The sequence below is a fragment of the Longispora sp. NPDC051575 genome, assembly GCF_040681875.1.
GTDB lineage: Bacteria > Actinomycetota > Actinomycetes > Mycobacteriales > Micromonosporaceae > Longispora.
Genome location: NZ_JBFAZP010000007.1, coordinates 325,354 through 340,980 on the forward strand (window position 1 = coordinate 325,354; position 15,627 = coordinate 340,980).

Here is a 15,627-nt window from a genome sequence, read left to right on the forward strand (position 1 = left end):
GGGTCAGCGCGATGGGCGAGCACCACAGGTCACGTGGTCAGTTCTGGGATCGGCCGGCAGGGGAGCCGTCCCCCTTCGCAGCCCTGGTCAAGCTCCTCGCCGATCACATCCTGGCCGCGCACAGTCTCAGCGAGGGCGGCCTGTGCCTGTGCTGCCGCGTGCTGTGGCTCCGCCGGGAACGCTATCCGTGCGACGCGGCGACCACAGCCCTGCAAGCCATCGAGGCCACCCGCCCCGAAAGGCGGACCCGGTGACCGCAACCGGTCGGGCAAGGGTGGTGGAGCGGCCGTGTCCGTATCGGGCGGCCGGGTTTCCGACGGTCAGCGTGGACGAGGCGGTCGAGACGGTCGCCCTCGGGCAGGGGAGCTGGCGCGCCGAGTTCTGCCGGCGCTGCGGGGGCTGCCACGTCGCCCGGCGAACCGGGCACGCCACCCGACCGCGCGCGTCACGGGGAACGCTGGTCCTGCGTGCCACGTTGCTGCTGACCGTCGGTGTCGTCGTCGCGGCGCTCGCGCTGTCGGTGGCGGGCCGGCTCTGAGGCCTCGTACCCGTCGAATGGGTCTCGTGAAGTGCAAGGCCACACGGCCCGTGCGCTGCCGCATCCCGAACAGCGAACAAGAATCGTGCACCACGGGCACGGATCGGCGACCAGGTCCGGCGCGACGGGCGCGTGTCCCACGTCTCGGACCAGAGTGCCGGTTCACGGCGGAGAGCCCGGCGGCCGTCCCGCGCGGGACGTAGGGTGTCAGCATGATTGATCTTCGCAGCGACACGGTGACCAGGCCCGGCCAGGAGATGCGCGCCGCGATGGCCCGTGCCGAGGTCGGCGACGACGTGTACGGCGAGGACCCCACCGTCAACGCCCTCCAGGACCGGGTCGCCGCGATGTTCGGCCACGAGGCGGCGCTGTGGACGCCGACGGGTTCGATGGCCAACCAGATCGCCGTGCAGCTGGTCGCGAGCCCGGGGCAGGAGATCCTCGCCGACACCGACGCGCACGTCCTGGCCTACGAGCTGGGTGCGGCGGCGGCCTACGGCGGGATCGGCAGCCGCACCTACCGCGAGCTGTCGGAGGTGCCCGCGATGGTGCGTTCCGAGGGCTACCACGCCGTCCCGACGGCCGCCGTGGTCGTGGAGAACACCCACAACCTCCGCGGGGGTACGGTCGTCCCGCTCGCCGACCTCCGGGCCCTGCGCGCGACCGCGGACGAGCGCGGGCTGGCCGTGCACTGCGACGGTGCCCGGATCTGGCACGCGCACGTGGCGACGGGCGTGCCGCTGGCCGAGTACGGCCGGCTGTTCGACACGATGGCCGTCTGCCTGTCGAAGGGGCTGGGCGCGCCGGCCGGTTCGCTGGTCCTCGGCAGCGCGGAGCGGATCGCGCGGGCCCGGCCGATCCGGAAGCGGATGGGCGGCGGGCTGCGCCAGGTCGGCATCTACGCGGCGGCCGGCGACTACGCGCTGGACAACATCGCCCGGCTCGACCAGGACCACGCCCGGGCGGCCCGGCTTGCGGGGGCGCTCGGGGTGGCGGCCGAGACGAACATCGTCCTGTTGAACGTGCCGGACGCGGCGGCGGTGATCGCGGGCGCCCGGGCGGGTGGGGTGCTGGTCGGGGCGATGAGTCCGACGATCGTCCGGCTGGTCACGCACCAGGACGTGGACGACGCGGACATCGACACGGCCGTGGCGGTGCTGAAGCCCCTGCTGTAGCGGGCCCGGTCACGGCCTCGTCGCGGGGCCGATCCGGAGCGGGCCCGGTCGCGATCTCGTCCCGGGCCGATCCGGAGCGGGGTCGGCCTCCGGAGAAGGGGAACCCGGGCCCATGGTGCGGCCGGGGCGGGAGCCCGGCGTCGGCCTGTCACCGGGCACGCAGGGGCGGGCCCGCTGGCGGTCGAGGGCGGAGTCACCGGGTCCTGGCGCGGCCCCGGGCCCCGGGCCGGCGGCCCCAGTCTGGCGACCCCGATCCGGTCGGCCCCGGCCCGGGGGAGTCCGGCGCCCACGGAGGGGCACCGGACTCCCGGGGACCGGGGTCGGGCGGAACATCACTGCGGGCGACGCCACATGGGCCACAGGGGAGTGCCGTCCGGCACCGTGAACGGCTCGCCACGGAGTTCGTAGCCGTGCCGGAGGTACAGGTCCCGGCTGTCGGGGCTGCTCGCCTCCAGGTACGCGGGGCGGCCCGCCGCGTCCAGCCCCTCGTGCCGGTGCCGGAGCAGCGCGCTGCCGATCCCCTTGCCCTGCCGGCCGGGGAGGACGGCCAGCAGCGCCAGGTGGTCGTGCGGCTCGTGCGGGTGGTTCGCGTCGAAGATCTCGTCGAGGGTGTGGAACCGGTCCGTCCAGGGGCCGCAGATCTCGGCGAGCCGGCGGTCGTAGTCGTTCGGCGCGGGCAGCGGGGAGCCGTCGCGGGGGAACCACACGGCGGCGGCGTCCCGGGCGACGGTCAGGTGCACCTCGCCGAACTTCAGGGCGTGTTCGACGAGGATCAGGAACTGGGGCGGCAGGATCCTGGCCCGGTCGACCGGGTCGGGGACGAGCCACCGCGCCACGTCGAGTTCGTTGAACGCCTGGGCGATCAGGCCGGCAACGAGGTGCGCGTCGGTGTCGCCGGCCCGGGTGATGCCCACGGTGCTCATCGGACGCCCTCGGCGCCGACCCGGGGCTGGACCGGGGCCTCGGGGGCGAGCACGCTCGGGCCGGTGCGGCCGATGGAGCTGTTCGCGCCGAGGCCGATGGACCGGTACACGTCGGGGCGGGTGGCCTTGAGGACCAGGGCCCAGCCGATGCCGATGGCGGCGGCCAGCGGGAACAGGGCCGGGATGATCCAGCGCAGCGACGAGGTGGGCTCGACGCCGAGCAGGCCGGAGAAGTTGCTCACGGAGATGACGACCATCGCGGTGAGGGCCAGGACCGCAAGGCCCGGGGCGATCTGCCGCCGCCAGGCGGACTCGCCGTTGGGCTCGCGGTTGAAGAAGCCGATGACGGCCACGGAGGTGGCGGTGATCAGGAGGAGTACGCCGAACGCGCCGCTGGTGCCGGCCCAGAAGAACAGCTGGGTGAGCGGGTCGAGGCCGGCGGCGGCGTACACGACGATCACGAGGAGGCCGAGCGCGCTCTGGGCCAGGGAGCCGACCTTGGGCGCGCCGGACCGGCGGCTGGTCCGGCCGAACGCGGCGGGCAGCACCCGCTCGCGGCCGAGGGCGAACGCGTACCGGGCGATGGTGTTGTGGAAGCTGATCATGGCCGCGACGAGGCTGGTCAGCAGGAGCGCGTGGCCGATGTGGACGGCCGTGGTGCCCAGGTGCGCGCCGGCCAGCACGAAGATGGTCTCCGGGCCGTCCTTGCGGGCGGTGTCGACGATGTTCTGCGGGCCGGTGGCCACCGTCATCGCCCAGGCGGACAGGGCGTAGAGGCCGGCGATGATGCCGACGGAGACGTAGGTGGCGATCGGCACGGTGCGGCGCGGGTTCTTGGTCTCCTCGGCGAACACGGCCGCGCCCTCGAAGCCGACGAAGCCGGTGACCGCGATGACGAGCAGCGCGCCCAGGCCGGACACGAACAGGTTGCCGGGCTTGAGGGTCTCGTAGCTGACCGTGCCGCCGGACGGGTTGAGCAGGCTGGACGCGTCGTAGACCACGATCACGGCGATCTCGGCCACGAGCAGGACCGCCAGGATCTTGCCGTTGATGTCGACCCGCATGACGCCGAGGATCGCGACGAGCGCCCACGAGACCAGGGCGATGGCCCACCACGCCAGGTCGAGGCCGAACCACTCGTCGAGCAGCGGCTTGGCGATGAAGCCGAAGCCGCCGTACAGGCCGACCTGCATCATGTTGTACGCGAGCAGCGCGACCCACGCGGCCCCGATCCCGGCCGGCCGGCCGAGTCCCCGGGTGACGTACGTGTAGAAGGCGCCCGCGTTGGACACGTGCCGGGCCATCGCGACGTACCCGACGGAGAACAGGATGAGGACGGCGGCGACGGCGAGGAAGGCCAGGGGGAGGCCCGTGATGCCGGTGACCGCGTACCCGGTCGTGATGACGCCGCCGACGACGGTCAGGGGGGCGGCGGCCGACATGACGAAGAAGACGACGGCGGGCACGCCTAGTCTGCTGCTCGCCAACGCCTGGGACACGCGGTCCGGGCGGTTGCGTCCGGTCTTGGACATGGGGGGTGTCTTCCTTCGGATGGGGGATGGGGAGGTGCACGGGGGGAGACGTGGGGGCGTCAACCCCTGTGGGTCAGGACGGCGTCCCCGACGGCCGCTTCGACGTGCCCGGCGAGTTCGCGCAGGGAGGCCGGCAGGGTCGACACGATCCGCCGCAGGTACCGCCGGGCGGCCGCCTGGTTGCCGTCCCACACCACGGTCTCGAACAGCCCGGCGGCCTCGATGAGCGACGCGAGGGCCATCTCGTGCAGGTCCATGGGCCGGCCCTCGGTGAGCGACATCCGGAGCCGGGGCGCGGGCCAGCCGGTCTGGGCGAAGTCCACGGGCACGTACTTCACGGTGGTGCGCCACAGGATCCGCGACTCCTCGCGGTGCAGGAAGCCGAGTTCGACGAGCCGGTGGGCGACGTTCTCGGAGGCGTTCTGGCTGAGGTAGGCCAGCCAGGTCCGGATGTCGCGGTGCTGCGGGGAGCCGAGCATGTCGCCGAGGACGACGGCGGCGAGCGGGTCGGCGGGGGGCTGGCGGTCGATGACGGTGACGATGCCGTTCTCGATGGCCAGGCACTGGAACAGGACCAGTTCGCCGAGGAGCGCTCCGGCGAGCCCGAGGTCGGTGGCCCTGCCGTGCAACCGGCGACGCCCGTCGGTGTCGTCGTGGGCGATCAGGAAGAACTCGTCGGCGAGTAGCACCGGGGTTGTCTCCTAGAAACGGGCCATGGTCGCGAGGCGTGGGCGGGACCTCGTAAACATCACTGGATGTATTGATGTGTCGGGCGTGCCGTGCCAAGCAGGGTCGATGCGGCTACAGAATAGGTGTGCGTCTCCCCGTGGGCAACCAGCCACAGTGGGTTATCAGCCTGCCGGCACCCCTGGCCTGCGCACACTCCATTGTGATCTGCGCCTCACCCCTCCGGTCAAAGTTGATCATCCGTCCGGACGGGTGATACATAATGTATTACATCCGATCCACAGTGGATGTCGCCGGGGGAGCCGGCGTGGGATACACCAACTCAAGGAGTAGGCATGCGCAAGTACGCACAGCGGGGCGCGGCGGCGGCGGTTCTCGCCGGTCTGGCCACCGCGGGGCTGATGGTCGCGGCGGGTCCGGCCTCGGCCAGCAGCAGCGAGTCGTGCAGCTCGACGTTCTCGGGCGGCGGCATCACGTACCGGGTCTGCGTCTACACGGACGGCGCCTCGGCGCACTCCTACGCGCAGGTGACCGGGGGCAGCCCCTTCAGCCCGGTGAACGTGTTCACCGGCGGCCGCAGCTACGTCGTCGGCGGCGCGCAGCTCGGCCAGAACTCGGGCCCGTCCCGGGTCTACGGCAACGCGCAGTACTTCCTCGGCGGCGACGCGGTCGGCTGCGGCGCGACCGTGAAGGCGGAGTTCAACGCGAGCGCGAACTACGGCCCGTTCGGTCCGACGGTCACCGTCGAGAAGACCGTGGTCTGCTAATCGGCGGGAACTGAGGAGGGGTGGCCCGGGCGAGAGCCCGAGCCACCCCTTTCGGCTTCAATTGTCTGCAAAGTCGACTAGTCGTCCTCAGTGGTCGAATGAGCGGTCGCGCGACTGTACATGATGGATTAAGTCAGTCCGGTTCTCGTCGCTAATACGGTCGGAGAATCGACGGTCAACGCGTCGCTCCCGTCCATTCCCGCACCACCACACTCGCCATCAGTCGCGGGGCCGGCGCGGCGTCCCCGGAACGGCGGGCGGTAGGCACCATGGCGGGCACCGGGAATTCCAGTGTGACCGAGGTGACCAGGGTCCACGCGGTCGAGACCGCCGGCAGCGTGGACTCGCCCTGGGTGGCCCAGTCGGCCGTCAGCAGCTTCGTGGCGGGGCTGCCGCCCTCCGCCCAGCGCCGGGTGGCCAACGCGGGGTCGGGCAGCCGGTGCAGGCCGAACAGGCAGGCGATGTGGGTCGGGACATGGGGTGTGTCGGCGGCGAACATGGCGTCCTTCGGCCAGGCCCTGACCAGGTCAGCCTGGCCGCGGGCCGTGGCCAGCGCATCGAGTCGCGACAGCTTGGCGGGATCGACGTCGACCGCGTAGACGACCCCCGTCGGGGCCACGGCCGCCGCGATGGCGAGGTTGTCCTCGCCGGTGCCGGCGCAGTAGTTGATGACCCGGTCGCCGTCGGAGCATCGTCCGATGCTCAGTACGGCGCGGGTCGTCTCGGCGAGCGCGATGCGGTAGGTGGCGGCCATGTACTCCGACGACGTGAGTGCTTCACTCATTGCCGGGTTCCTTATCGTCAACGGGGGGTGTCAATCGATAACTCGGCCAGGCTATGGCAAAGATTTGGCCCAATCAAGCAAACCGGTGTCACGATCTCGGGAAAACAAATTTTCTCCAGCTATTGACTTCTGATCATTTTCGCCGGGTCCCGAATTGGTGCGCCATTTGCAATAGAGGGCGTCCCTCCGGGTCGGGTTCACGACTGACAAAACCGCAACTGAGCGTTGTAATACCAGGCTCCGGCCCCGGTCCGCGCTCCGTGCGGCGGGGCGACTCCGGACCCCGGGTGTCCCGGGTGACGACTGCGGCTAATTCGGGAATCTACCCGTTTGCCGAGTTTCTCATGATTCACTGATTGCCAACCGGCGGGGCGCGTCCCCGCAGGTCACGGCTGTTATTTCGGTGGAACGTTCACACAGTGGACATCCTTTGACCGGTGGTACTGAAGGCGATGAATATCAAACCTGCTGTACCACCCCTCTCAAGGAGTACCCAATGTCTCCACTCTGGTTACGCTCCGGAGTTGCCCTCGGCACTCTGCTCGGCGCGATCGCCGTCGGCTCCGTCCCCGCCCAGGCCGCCCCCACCGACGACACCACCCTCCGGCAGACCGTGGCGACCACCCTCGTCGCCCAGCACGGCGCCCAGGCCCGGGCGGCGTACGCGAGCCCGGCCCTCGCGGCCCCAACCCTCGAGACGATGGTCGAGCCCAAGCGCCGGTCCGGTGCCTGGGTCTTCGGCGGCGCGATCATCCGGGTCCCCGGCGGGGTCGAGGCCTCCCCGGTCACCGCCCTGTTCCTCGCCCAGCGGGTGCGCGGCGCGTGGCGGGTCACGCTGGAGGGCACCCCCGAGTTCGGCGCGGCGGCCCGGCAGGCTCCGCTCGCCGTCGTGGACGCCGAGGAGAAGGCGCTCTTCAACCAGCCGGCCCCCCTCGCCGGCACGCCCACCGGGCTGGCCCTGCCGTGGGAGCAGAACAAGGGCTGGGCGCACTGGGGCGTGCACGGCAACTCGGGGACCTCCCGGCCGTACAACTCGATCGACTTCTACGGGGGCGACGGCAAGGTCCGCACCTCCCGGGCCGGCAAGCTCTACCGGTTCTGCACCACCGGCGGCACCTGGCCCTTCCTGAAGGTGGTGCACGACAACGGCTACACCACCGGCTACTACCACCTGCGCAACACCACCACCAAGGCCGACGGCTCCGACGTCACCCTCGGCGAGCAGCTCGGCAACATCGCCGAGGAGCTGCCGTGCGGCGGCTCGGCCAACGGCGACCACACCCACTGGACGCTGTGGCAGGGCAGTACCGCCATCGCGGTCCAGGGCAAGGACATCGGCGGCTGGACCTGGTACGAGGGCACCAGCGCCTACCAGGGCTACGCGGAGCGCAACGGCACCAAGATCTACGGCAACACCTGCTGCAACCTGGTCAACTACGGCGGCGGCGGCCCCACCCCGACCGGTACGACCGGCACGGTCAACTCGGGCACCTTCACCACCGTGAACGTGCGCAGTGGACCCGGCACGACGTACTCGGTGGTCGGCTCGCAGGCGCACAACGACGTCATCCAGGTCGCGTGCGTGGCCACCGGCGGCTCGGTCACCGGCCCGTACGGCACCACCTCGGTCTGGGACCGCAAGCCCGACGGCGGGTACATCTCGGCCGCGTTCGTGAAGCTGACCGCGGGCCAACCGGCTCCGCCGGCCTGCTGAGTAGGGCTACCTGGCGGTAACATGGGGTTCCCGGTGCGAGGAGGAACCCCATGTCCGCCACCCACGAGGTGACCAACCAGGTGCCGCCGCTGGTCGGGCGCGATCTCGCCGAGGACCCCGCGCTCCTGGAGGGCGTCGGGCGGGAGGGCGCGGACTGGTCGGTCCCGACCCTGCGCGAGCTGGGCACCCTGGCGGGCACGGAACACTCCCGGGACCTGGGCCGGCTGGCCAACGAGAACGAACCGGTGCTGCGCACCCACGACCGGTACGGGCACCGGATCGACGAGGTCGAGTTCCACCCGGCGTGGCACGAGCTGATGACCACCGCCGTCGGGTACGGGCTGCACGCCGCGCCCTGGGCCGACGACCGCAAGGGCGCGCACGTGGCCCGCGCCGCCCAGTTCTACGTCTGGGGCCAGGTCGAGGCCGGGCACAGCTGCCCGGTCTCCATGACCTACGCCGTGGTGCCGGCCCTGCGCCGCAACCCGGAGCTGGCCGCCCGGTTCGAGCCGCTGCTGACCTCCACCGTCTACGACTTCGGCCTGCGCGAACCGTCGACCAAGCGCGGGCTGGTCGCCGGCATGTCGATGACCGAGAAGCAGGGCGGCTCGGACGTGCGGGCCAACACGACGACGGCGGTCCCGCGACCGGACGGGACCTACCGGCTGACCGGGCACAAGTGGTTCACCTCCGCCCCGATGTCCGACCTGTTCCTGGTGCTCGCCCAGGCCCCGGCCGGGCTGTCCTGCCTCCTGCTGCCCCGGGTGCTGCCCGACGGCACCCGCAACCCGATGCGCCTGGTCCGGCTCAAGGACAAGCTCGGCAACCGGTCCAACGCCTCCGCCGAGGTGGAGTACGAGGACGCGACCGGCTGGCTGGTCGGCGACGAGGGCGACGGGGTGCGCACCATCCTGGAGATGGTCAACATGACCCGGCTGGACTGCGTGCTCGGCGCGGCCAGCGGGATGCGGACCGGGGTGCGCGAGGCGGCCCACCACACGACGTACCGCACGGCGTTCGGCAAGGCCCTGCGCGACCAGCCCCTGATGCGCAACGTGCTCGCCGACCTGGCGCTGGAATCCGAGGCCGCCACCACGGTCGCCCTGCGCCTGGCCGGGGCCAAGGACCGGGGCGAGGACGACTTCCGCCGCCTGGCCCTGGCCGTCACCAAGTACTGGGTCTGCAAGCGCGGCCCCGCGCACGCCGCCGAGGCCCTGGAGTGCCTGGGCGGCAACGGCTACGTCGAGGAGTCCGGCATGCCCCGGCTCTACCGGGAGGCCCCGCTCGTCTCGATCTGGGAGGGCTCCGGCAACGTGGCCGCCCTCGACGCGCTGCGCGCCATGCGCCGACCGGAGACGGTCGAGGCGTTCCAGGCGGAACTGGCCCTGGCCGTCGGCGTCGACCCGCGCTACGACGCCGCGCTGCGGGCCCTCGCGCTGGCCGACGCGACCGAGGCGGGGGCGCGCCGGCTGGTGGAACGGCTCGCGCTGCTGCTCCAGGCCTCCCTGCTGATCCGGTACGCGCCGCCGGCCGTCGCCGACGCGTTCTGCGCCTCGCGGCTCGGCGGGGACTGGGGGATCGCGTTCGGCACCCTGCCGGCGGGCGCGGACCTGACGGGCATCCTGGCGCGGCTGGGCTGACCCGCCCGGCCGATCCGCCCCCTCGACCCGGCGGCCCCGCCCGGGCCACGCACCGGAGCGCCCTCCGGCGGCGGAGCCGGCGGATCCCGTGCCGGGTGCCCCGGACGGCCGCCGCGCGCCGGGGGAGGTGTCGCCGTAACCCCCTGATCGTGGTGTATTTCGATCGACCGGTGGCGGGCGCGCGGGCCAGGATGGGGCGATGCTGAGACCCGACGTCCTCGACTACTACAACCGCGGCGGCGAGCGCACCCGCCTCGCCGCCGGCACCGGCCTGCTGGAGTACCTCCGCACCTGGGACATCCTCGAACGCGCCCTCCCGGCCGCCCCGGCCGACATCCTCGACGTCGGCGGCGCGACCGGCGTCTACGCGGCCCCGCTCGCCGCCGCCGGCCACCGGGTGCACGTCGTCGACCCGGTCCCCGACCACGTGGCCGCCGCCGGGGCCCTGCCCGGGGTCACCGCCGCCGTGGGCGACGCCCGGGCCCTCGACGTCGCCGACGCGAGCGTGGACGCGGTGCTGCTGTTCGGCCCGCTCTACCACCTGACCGACCGGGCCGACCGGGTGCTGGCCTGGGCCGAGGCCCGCCGGGTGCTCCGGCCGGGCGGGGTGGTGCTCGGCGCGACGATCGGCCGGTTCGCGTCCCTGTTCGACGGCTTCGTCAAGGGGTACGCCGCCGACCCGCTCTTCGTCGGCCTGGTCCGCGACGTCCTGGCGACCGGCGTGCACGGCGGCGGCCCGTACTTCACCACCGCCTACTTCCACCACCCCGACGAGCCGGCGGCCGAGGCGCGCGACGCCGGGCTGGCCGTGCGCCGGGTGGTGTGTGTGGAGAGTGCACTGTGGATGGCCGGTCGGCTGCCGGAGGTGCTCGCGTCCCCCGATCAGCGCGCGCTGATGCTGGAGCTGCTCCGGGGCATCGAGGAGGAACCGGCCATGCTGGGCACAAGTAGCCATCTGATCACGGTCGCGGGGCTCTTAAGTGACTCTTAAGCACAATGCCTTTTCTTCTTAAGTCAGAGTTTGGCTAAGTTGCGTCACCCCCTAGCAAGCGGAGGACGCATTGAACCCCCTCACTGCCAGTCGACTGCGGCGATCCGCCCTCGCCGCCGTCGCACTCGGTGCCACCGTCGCGTTCGTGGCCCCGGCCACGGTCACGGCCGCGGCCCCGAGCGCACCGGCCGCCGTGTGGGCCGCGGGCACCCGGGCGTACCTGGTGATCACCGCCCCCAACGACACGACCGGTGCCAAGACGGCCGTGGCGAACAACTCGGGCACGGTCTTCGCCTCGTACGACGCGATCGGCGTCGTCGTCGCGCACTCCTCCTCGGCGTCGTTCGCGGCGACGATGCGCGGCGTCTCCGGCGTCCAGCAGGTCGGGGCGACCCGGACCTCGGACGTGCCGGCCGACGCGTACAACCCGGCGCTCCCGCCGAACCCGACCCAGAGCACCACCACCCTCGCCGAGTCCAACCGCTGGGACATGACCCAGATCAAGGCGGACCAGGCGTGGGCGGTCACCACGGGCTCGTCCTCGGTCAAGGTCGGCATCCTCGACACCGGGGTGGACGACCAGCACCAGGACCTGTCGCCGAACTTCAACGCGGCTGACTCCGCGTCCTGCGCGTACGGCAAGGCCGACACCCGCACCGGCGCGTGGCGCGACGTCGGCCAGCACGGCACGCACGTCGCCGGCACCGTCGCGGCGGCCAAGAACAGCAAGGGCGTCATCGGCGTCGCCCCCGGGGTGAAGATCTCCTCGGTCCGGATCGCCGAGCCCTCGACCAGCCTGTTCTTCGCGGAGAACACGATCTGCGGCTTCATCTGGGCCGGGGACCACGGCTTCAAGGTCACCAACAACAGCTACTTCACCGACCCGTGGCAGTTCAACTGCCCGGACAACGTGGACCAGGCCGCCATCATCGAGGGCGTCAAGCGGGCCACGGCGTACGCGGAGGGCAAGGGCGTGCTGAACGTGGCCGCCGCCGGCAACTCCAACTACAACCTGGCGAACAAGACGACGGACTCCGAGAGCCCGAACGACTCGACGCCGGTCACCCGCACCATCACCAACGCGTGCATCGACATCCCGACCGAGCTGCCGGGCGTCGTGACCGTGGCGGCGATGGGCAACGGCAACGTGAAGGCGTCGTACTCCAACTTCGGCAACGGCATCATCGATGTCGCGGCCCCGGGCGGCGACGGCTCCAGCGGGGTCTACTCGACCCTGCCGGGTGGCAAGTACGGCAACATGAACGGCACCTCGATGGCCAGCCCGCACGTGGCCGGCGTCGCGGCGCTGCTCGCCAGCACCAACCCGACCGACACCCCGGCCCAGCTGCGGACGAAGCTGACCAGCCAGGCCAAGGACGTGGCGTGCCCGTCGGACAACCGGTGCACCGGCACGACGGCGAACAACGCGTTCTTCGGCGAGGGTCAGGTCGACGCGCTCAAGGCCGTGGGCTCCACGGTCCCGCCGGGCGCGTACTTCGAGAACCTCGCCGACGTGGCCGTCGCGGACAACGCCACGGTGACGTCCTCGATCACGGTCAGCGGCGTCACGGGCAACGCCCCGGCCACGCTGAAGGTCGGCGTGGACGTCAAGCACACCTACCGTGGTGACCTGGTCATCTCGCTGGTGGCCCCGGACGGCACGGTGTACCTGCTGGAGGACTTCGCGAACAACGACAGCGTGGCCAACGTGATCAAGACGTACACGGTCAACGCCAGTTCCGAGGTCGCCAACGGGGTGTGGAAGCTCAAGGTCCAGGACATCGCGAGTCAGGACGTGGGCAAGATCGACGCCTGGAACCTGACCTTCTAGAGGCCTGTGCCCCGGACCTTCTCCCCTCAGGAGGTCCGGGGCACCGCTCGCGCTTTCAGGGGAGGAGTGGCCCTGCTGGGAGGCTCTGGACACTCCTCCTCTGAAAGCCCTGGTCCCACCGCTTCCGCCGAAACCCGGGAAGATCCTTTTCCGGGTACCGGTCGAGGCGGTGTTCTTTTGGTCTACCGGCCCGCCGGGTCGCCGGCCCGCCACTCCCGCGCCAGCAGCGACCAGATCTCGTCGTCCAGCCGGCCGTCGGGCCCCGGGTTCACCTCGCGCAGCACCCCGTCCCGGCTCATCCCCAGCCGGCGGGCCACCGCGATGCTGCGCTCGTTGCCGGCGATGGTGCGCCACTCGACCCGGCTGAGGCCGCGCACCCCGAACGCCCAGTCCAGCAGGTACCCCACAGCCCGGGTCACCAGGCCGTTGCCCTGCGCGGACTCCTCCAGCCAGCAGCCGGCCTCGGCCACCCCCGAGGCGGCGTCGAACGACACGAACAGCACGCCGCCGACCAGGGTGCCGTCCAGCCAGATGCCCCAGATCCCGCCGGAGTCGGTGGCGACCCGCTCGGCGTAGCGGCGCAGCACGTGCCGGGCGCCGTCCAGGTCGGCGGCCACGAAGGACGCGCCGACCCAGGGCGCGATGTGCGCGCGGCACCGGTCGAGGTTCGCCAGGAACTCCTCCGCCCGCCAGGGCTCCAGCGGTCGGAGTTCGGCGCGGTCACCGAGGGGCAGGGCGAACATGGCAGCCTCCTTATACATAACGAACGTTCGGTAGGTACGCTAACACGCATGCCCCCCGCCCGAGGAGATCACGAAGCCCGCCGCCGCGACGTCTCCGAGGCCGTCTGGCGGGTGCTCGCCCAGCGCGGCTTCGGCGGCCTGACCCTGCGCGCCGTCGCCGCCGAGATGGACGCCTCGACCGGCCTGCTCGTGCACTACTTCCCCAACAAGCGCGCCCTCGTCGGCCACGCGCTCGACGTGCTCTTCGAACGCACCGAGGCCCGGGACCGGTTCGAGCCGCCCGCCGAGGGCCTGGCGTCGCTGCGGTCCGGCCTGTGCGACATCCTGCCCCTGACCGGGGACGAGCCGGCCATGAGCAGGATCTGGGTCGGCTCCTGGGACGTCGCGCTGTCCGACCCGGAGCTGGGCGCCGAGCAGGCCCGCCGCTACGCCCGGTCGCGGGACAAGCTCCAGGTGCACGTCGAGGCGGCCCAGCGGCGCGGGGAACTGCCGGCCGGGGCCGATCCGTCCGATGTGGCGGCCACGGCGCAGTCGTTCGCGCTGGGGGTGGTGGTGCAGGCGCTGCTGGATCCTGCGGCGTTCCCGGCGGAGCGGCAGGTGAGCCTGCTGGACGAGTTTCTGGCGGGGCTGGCGGCGGGGGCCGGCACCGACGGGTAGCCGCTGTCCGCCGGGGCCGCGCCGGGTCGGCCGCGTCGTCGCGACCCGGGCCCGGCGCGGCTGGGTCAGGTCGGCGCGCCCCGCCTCAGGCCAGCTCGGCCAGGAGCCCCCGCACCGCCGCCGAGACGTCCTCGGCCGACCACTCCAGGCTCCACGACGCCACCGTGACCTCGGTCTTCGACCAGCCCGGCGTGCCCGCGTCCCAGAAGCCGCCGAACAGCAACTCCCCGGTGCGTTCCGCCAGGGCCAGCCCGGCCTCGTTGACCCGCTCCGCCGGGTACGGCAGCCAGACCTGGAACTCGTGGGTGTGCGGCACCTCCGGGTGCACCGTCACGTGTCCGGCCAGCGCCCGTGCGACCACCTTGGCGTGCGCGAGGTACTCCGGCAGCCGGGGCAGTTCCGTGTCGAGCCCGATCAGCCCGGACAGCGCCGCCGGCCACTGCTGGAACAGGTTGCCCCCGTACCGGTGCCGCCACGCCCGGGCCTCCGCCACGAAGTCCGCCGGGCCGGCCAGGGCCGCGCCGGAGATGCCGCCGAGGGTCTTGTAGAAGGACACGTACACCGAGTCGGCGAGCGCGGCGATCTCCGCGAGGCCGTGCCCGAGGTGCTCCGTGCACTCCCACAGCCGGGCCCCGTCGAGGTGCACCTTCGCGCCCCGGTCCCGGGCGGCGGCGACCGTGGCGGTCAGTTCGTCCCAGGTGGGCAGCAGGAAGCCGGCCTCGCGGAGCGGGAGTTCCAGCATCAGGGTGTCGAAGGGCTCGCAGCCGGCGACCTCGTCCGGGGTGGGCAGCCGGGGCGCGGTGGTCGGCCACACGGCCCGCAACCCGGACAGCGTCGAGTACGCGTGCCGCTCGTGCACCTCCGGGTGGAACAGCGGGTGCATGGCCACCGTGCCGCCGTGGACGCGCAGCGCCACCTGCTGGGCCATCGTCCCGGTCGGGAAGAACAGGGCCCCCTCGGTGCCGAGCAGCTCCGCGACCCGGGTCTCCAGGGCGGTGACCGGCCCGCCGTCGCCGTACATGTCCCCGCGTTCGAAGGCGCCCACGTATTCGGTGAGCTGGGCGAGCCGCTGCCCGGGGGTGGGCGCGGGCGCGCCGCCGAGCCATCTGCGGCACCCGCGCATGATCCGGCGCCGCTGTTCCACCGCTGTCTCCGTCATCCGTCGATCTTGCCACGGGGGAAAACGGCTGGCGCGGTCCGCGACAATCAACCCCATGATCCGGTACTCGACCGACACCTCCGACCTGCGCGCCGACCGGTTTGCGGGCTTCTTCGTGGGCTGGCCCGCCGCGCCCACCCCCGAGGCGCACGCCGCCGCCCTCCGGGGCAGCCACCGGGTGGTCCTCGCCCTCGACGGCGACCGGATCGTCGGGTTCGTCAACCTGATCAGTGACGGCGTGCTCACCGGCTTCGTGCCGTGGCTGGAGGTGCTCCCGGAATACCAGGGCCGGGGGATCGGCGCACAGCTGGTACACAGGATTCTTACCGAAGCCGCACATCTCTATTCCGTGGACCTCGTCTGCGATCCCGACGTGAAGCCGTTCTACGAGCGTATGGGCATGATCGAGCTGGTCGGGATGGGTGTCCGGCACCGGTCGGTGCTGGGGCACTTCCCCCTGAGCCCGGAGTTATGCGTCTGATCGAG

Annotated in this window: 16 protein-coding genes; 10 read left to right on the plus strand and 6 right to left on the minus strand. The window is 72.0% G+C overall.

All coding sequences use genetic code 11. From position 1 onward, the window contains the following. The first annotated feature begins 11 nt into the window (after window positions 1–11). From AB0M43_RS22320 to AB0M43_RS22330, 3 genes are all read left to right on the plus strand, one after another. Window positions 12–254 carry a hypothetical protein gene (locus tag AB0M43_RS22320; RefSeq protein WP_363727574.1) on the plus strand — a complete coding sequence of 81 codons (243 nt, stop codon included), beginning with the start codon at window positions 12–14 and terminating at the stop codon, window positions 252–254. Between the two features lie 71 nt (window positions 255–325). Beyond that, window positions 326–538, plus strand: coding sequence for a hypothetical protein (locus AB0M43_RS22325; RefSeq protein ID WP_363727576.1), 213 nt, complete (start codon window positions 326–328; stop codon window positions 536–538). 212 nt (window positions 539–750) lie between these two features. After that, entirely contained in the window at window positions 751–1,713 is a 963-nt protein-coding gene (locus tag AB0M43_RS22330; RefSeq protein WP_363727578.1) for a GntG family PLP-dependent aldolase, read from the plus strand. Window positions 1,714–2,045: 332 nt separating this feature from the next. Here the strand turns inward: AB0M43_RS22330 and AB0M43_RS22335 are convergent, their stop codons facing one another. Genes AB0M43_RS22335 through AB0M43_RS22345 form a run of 3 tightly spaced genes read right to left on the minus strand, consistent with a single transcriptional unit; the run spans window position 2,046 to window position 4,857 of the window. Continuing rightward, window positions 2,046–2,636 (minus strand): GNAT family N-acetyltransferase, encoded by a 591-nt coding sequence (locus AB0M43_RS22335; RefSeq protein WP_363727580.1) that lies wholly within the window; start codon window positions 2,634–2,636, stop codon window positions 2,046–2,048. Then, on the minus strand, window positions 2,633–4,168 hold the full coding sequence (locus AB0M43_RS22340) for an APC family permease (RefSeq protein ID WP_363727582.1): 1,536 nt from the start codon (window positions 4,166–4,168) through the stop codon (window positions 2,633–2,635). Before AB0M43_RS22340 ends, AB0M43_RS22335 begins: the two co-directional genes overlap by 4 nt. Before the next feature lie 59 nt (window positions 4,169–4,227). After that, window positions 4,228–4,857, minus strand: a complete 630-nt coding sequence (locus tag AB0M43_RS22345) for a GPP34 family phosphoprotein (RefSeq protein ID WP_363727584.1) — start codon at window positions 4,855–4,857, stop codon at window positions 4,228–4,230. A gap of 333 nt (window positions 4,858–5,190) precedes the next feature. Between AB0M43_RS22345 and AB0M43_RS22350 the strand changes: the two genes are divergently transcribed. Then, the gene (locus AB0M43_RS22350; protein ID WP_363727586.1) at window positions 5,191–5,622 is read left to right on the plus strand and encodes a hypothetical protein; all 432 of its coding nucleotides are present in this window, start codon (window positions 5,191–5,193) and stop codon (window positions 5,620–5,622) included. 175 nt (window positions 5,623–5,797) lie between these two features. Here AB0M43_RS22350 and AB0M43_RS22355 read toward each other — a convergent pair whose 3' ends face one another. Beyond that, entirely contained in the window at window positions 5,798–6,406 is a 609-nt protein-coding gene (locus AB0M43_RS22355; RefSeq protein WP_363727588.1) for a hypothetical protein, read from the minus strand. A gap of 496 nt (window positions 6,407–6,902) precedes the next feature. Here AB0M43_RS22355 and AB0M43_RS22360 point away from each other — a divergent pair, with 496 nt between their 5' ends. The 4 genes from AB0M43_RS22360 (at window position 6,903) to AB0M43_RS22375 (ending at window position 12,582) form a co-directional block, all read left to right on the plus strand. After that, window positions 6,903–8,120, plus strand: coding sequence for a M23 family peptidase (locus AB0M43_RS22360; RefSeq protein ID WP_363727590.1), 1,218 nt, complete (start codon window positions 6,903–6,905; stop codon window positions 8,118–8,120). A gap of 50 nt (window positions 8,121–8,170) precedes the next feature. Further along, window positions 8,171–9,760, plus strand: a complete 1,590-nt coding sequence (locus AB0M43_RS22365; protein ID WP_363727592.1) for an acyl-CoA dehydrogenase family protein — start codon at window positions 8,171–8,173, stop codon at window positions 9,758–9,760. 199 nt (window positions 9,761–9,959) lie between these two features. Beyond that, complete coding sequence (locus AB0M43_RS22370; protein WP_363727594.1) at window positions 9,960–10,751, plus strand: class I SAM-dependent methyltransferase; 792 nt, start codon at window positions 9,960–9,962, stop codon at window positions 10,749–10,751. A 70-nt stretch (window positions 10,752–10,821) separates the two neighbouring features. Next, the gene (locus AB0M43_RS22375; protein ID WP_363727596.1) at window positions 10,822–12,582 is read left to right on the plus strand and encodes a S8 family serine peptidase; all 1,761 of its coding nucleotides are present in this window, start codon (window positions 10,822–10,824) and stop codon (window positions 12,580–12,582) included. Between the two features lie 182 nt (window positions 12,583–12,764). Here AB0M43_RS22375 and AB0M43_RS22380 read toward each other — a convergent pair whose 3' ends face one another. Next, complete coding sequence (locus AB0M43_RS22380; protein WP_363727598.1) at window positions 12,765–13,325, minus strand: GNAT family protein; 561 nt, start codon at window positions 13,323–13,325, stop codon at window positions 12,765–12,767. Between the two features lie 48 nt (window positions 13,326–13,373). Here AB0M43_RS22380 and AB0M43_RS22385 point away from each other — a divergent pair, with 48 nt between their 5' ends. Next, window positions 13,374–13,982 (plus strand): TetR/AcrR family transcriptional regulator, encoded by a 609-nt coding sequence (locus AB0M43_RS22385; protein ID WP_363727600.1) that lies wholly within the window; start codon window positions 13,374–13,376, stop codon window positions 13,980–13,982. Between the two features lie 85 nt (window positions 13,983–14,067). Here the strand turns inward: AB0M43_RS22385 and AB0M43_RS22390 are convergent, their stop codons facing one another. Continuing rightward, the gene (locus tag AB0M43_RS22390) at window positions 14,068–15,141 is read right to left on the minus strand and encodes a beta-eliminating lyase-related protein (RefSeq protein ID WP_363727602.1); all 1,074 of its coding nucleotides are present in this window, start codon (window positions 15,139–15,141) and stop codon (window positions 14,068–14,070) included. 55 nt (window positions 15,142–15,196) lie between these two features. Between AB0M43_RS22390 and AB0M43_RS22395 the strand changes: the two genes are divergently transcribed. After that, window positions 15,197–15,622 carry a GNAT family N-acetyltransferase gene (locus AB0M43_RS22395; RefSeq protein ID WP_363727604.1) on the plus strand — a complete coding sequence of 142 codons (426 nt, stop codon included), beginning with the start codon at window positions 15,197–15,199 and terminating at the stop codon, window positions 15,620–15,622. Window positions 15,623–15,627: the final 5 nt, after the last annotated feature.

Bases quoted from the DNA above. Each gene is read 5' to 3' on its own strand.
- AB0M43_RS22320 (WP_363727574.1), top strand. From the start codon at position 12: ATGGGCGAGCACCACAGGTCACGTGGTCAGTTCTGGGATCGGCCGGCA.
- AB0M43_RS22330 (WP_363727578.1), top strand. From the start codon at position 751: ATGATTGATCTTCGCAGCGACACGGTGACCAGGCCCGGCCAGGAGATG.
- AB0M43_RS22335 (WP_363727580.1), bottom strand. From the start codon at position 2,636: ATGAGCACCGTGGGCATCACCCGGGCCGGCGACACCGACGCGCACCTC.
- AB0M43_RS22340 (WP_363727582.1), bottom strand. From the start codon at position 4,168: ATGTCCAAGACCGGACGCAACCGCCCGGACCGCGTGTCCCAGGCGTTG.
- AB0M43_RS22350 (WP_363727586.1), top strand. From the start codon at position 5,191: ATGCGCAAGTACGCACAGCGGGGCGCGGCGGCGGCGGTTCTCGCCGGT.
- AB0M43_RS22355 (WP_363727588.1), bottom strand. From the start codon at position 6,406: ATGAGTGAAGCACTCACGTCGTCGGAGTACATGGCCGCCACCTACCGC.
- AB0M43_RS22360 (WP_363727590.1), top strand. From the start codon at position 6,903: ATGTCTCCACTCTGGTTACGCTCCGGAGTTGCCCTCGGCACTCTGCTC.
- AB0M43_RS22365 (WP_363727592.1), top strand. From the start codon at position 8,171: ATGTCCGCCACCCACGAGGTGACCAACCAGGTGCCGCCGCTGGTCGGG.
- AB0M43_RS22370 (WP_363727594.1), top strand. From the start codon at position 9,960: ATGCTGAGACCCGACGTCCTCGACTACTACAACCGCGGCGGCGAGCGC.
- AB0M43_RS22380 (WP_363727598.1), bottom strand. From the start codon at position 13,325: ATGTTCGCCCTGCCCCTCGGTGACCGCGCCGAACTCCGACCGCTGGAG.
- AB0M43_RS22385 (WP_363727600.1), top strand. From the start codon at position 13,374: ATGCCCCCCGCCCGAGGAGATCACGAAGCCCGCCGCCGCGACGTCTCC.
- AB0M43_RS22390 (WP_363727602.1), bottom strand. From the start codon at position 15,141: ATGACGGAGACAGCGGTGGAACAGCGGCGCCGGATCATGCGCGGGTGC.
- AB0M43_RS22395 (WP_363727604.1), top strand. From the start codon at position 15,197: ATGATCCGGTACTCGACCGACACCTCCGACCTGCGCGCCGACCGGTTT.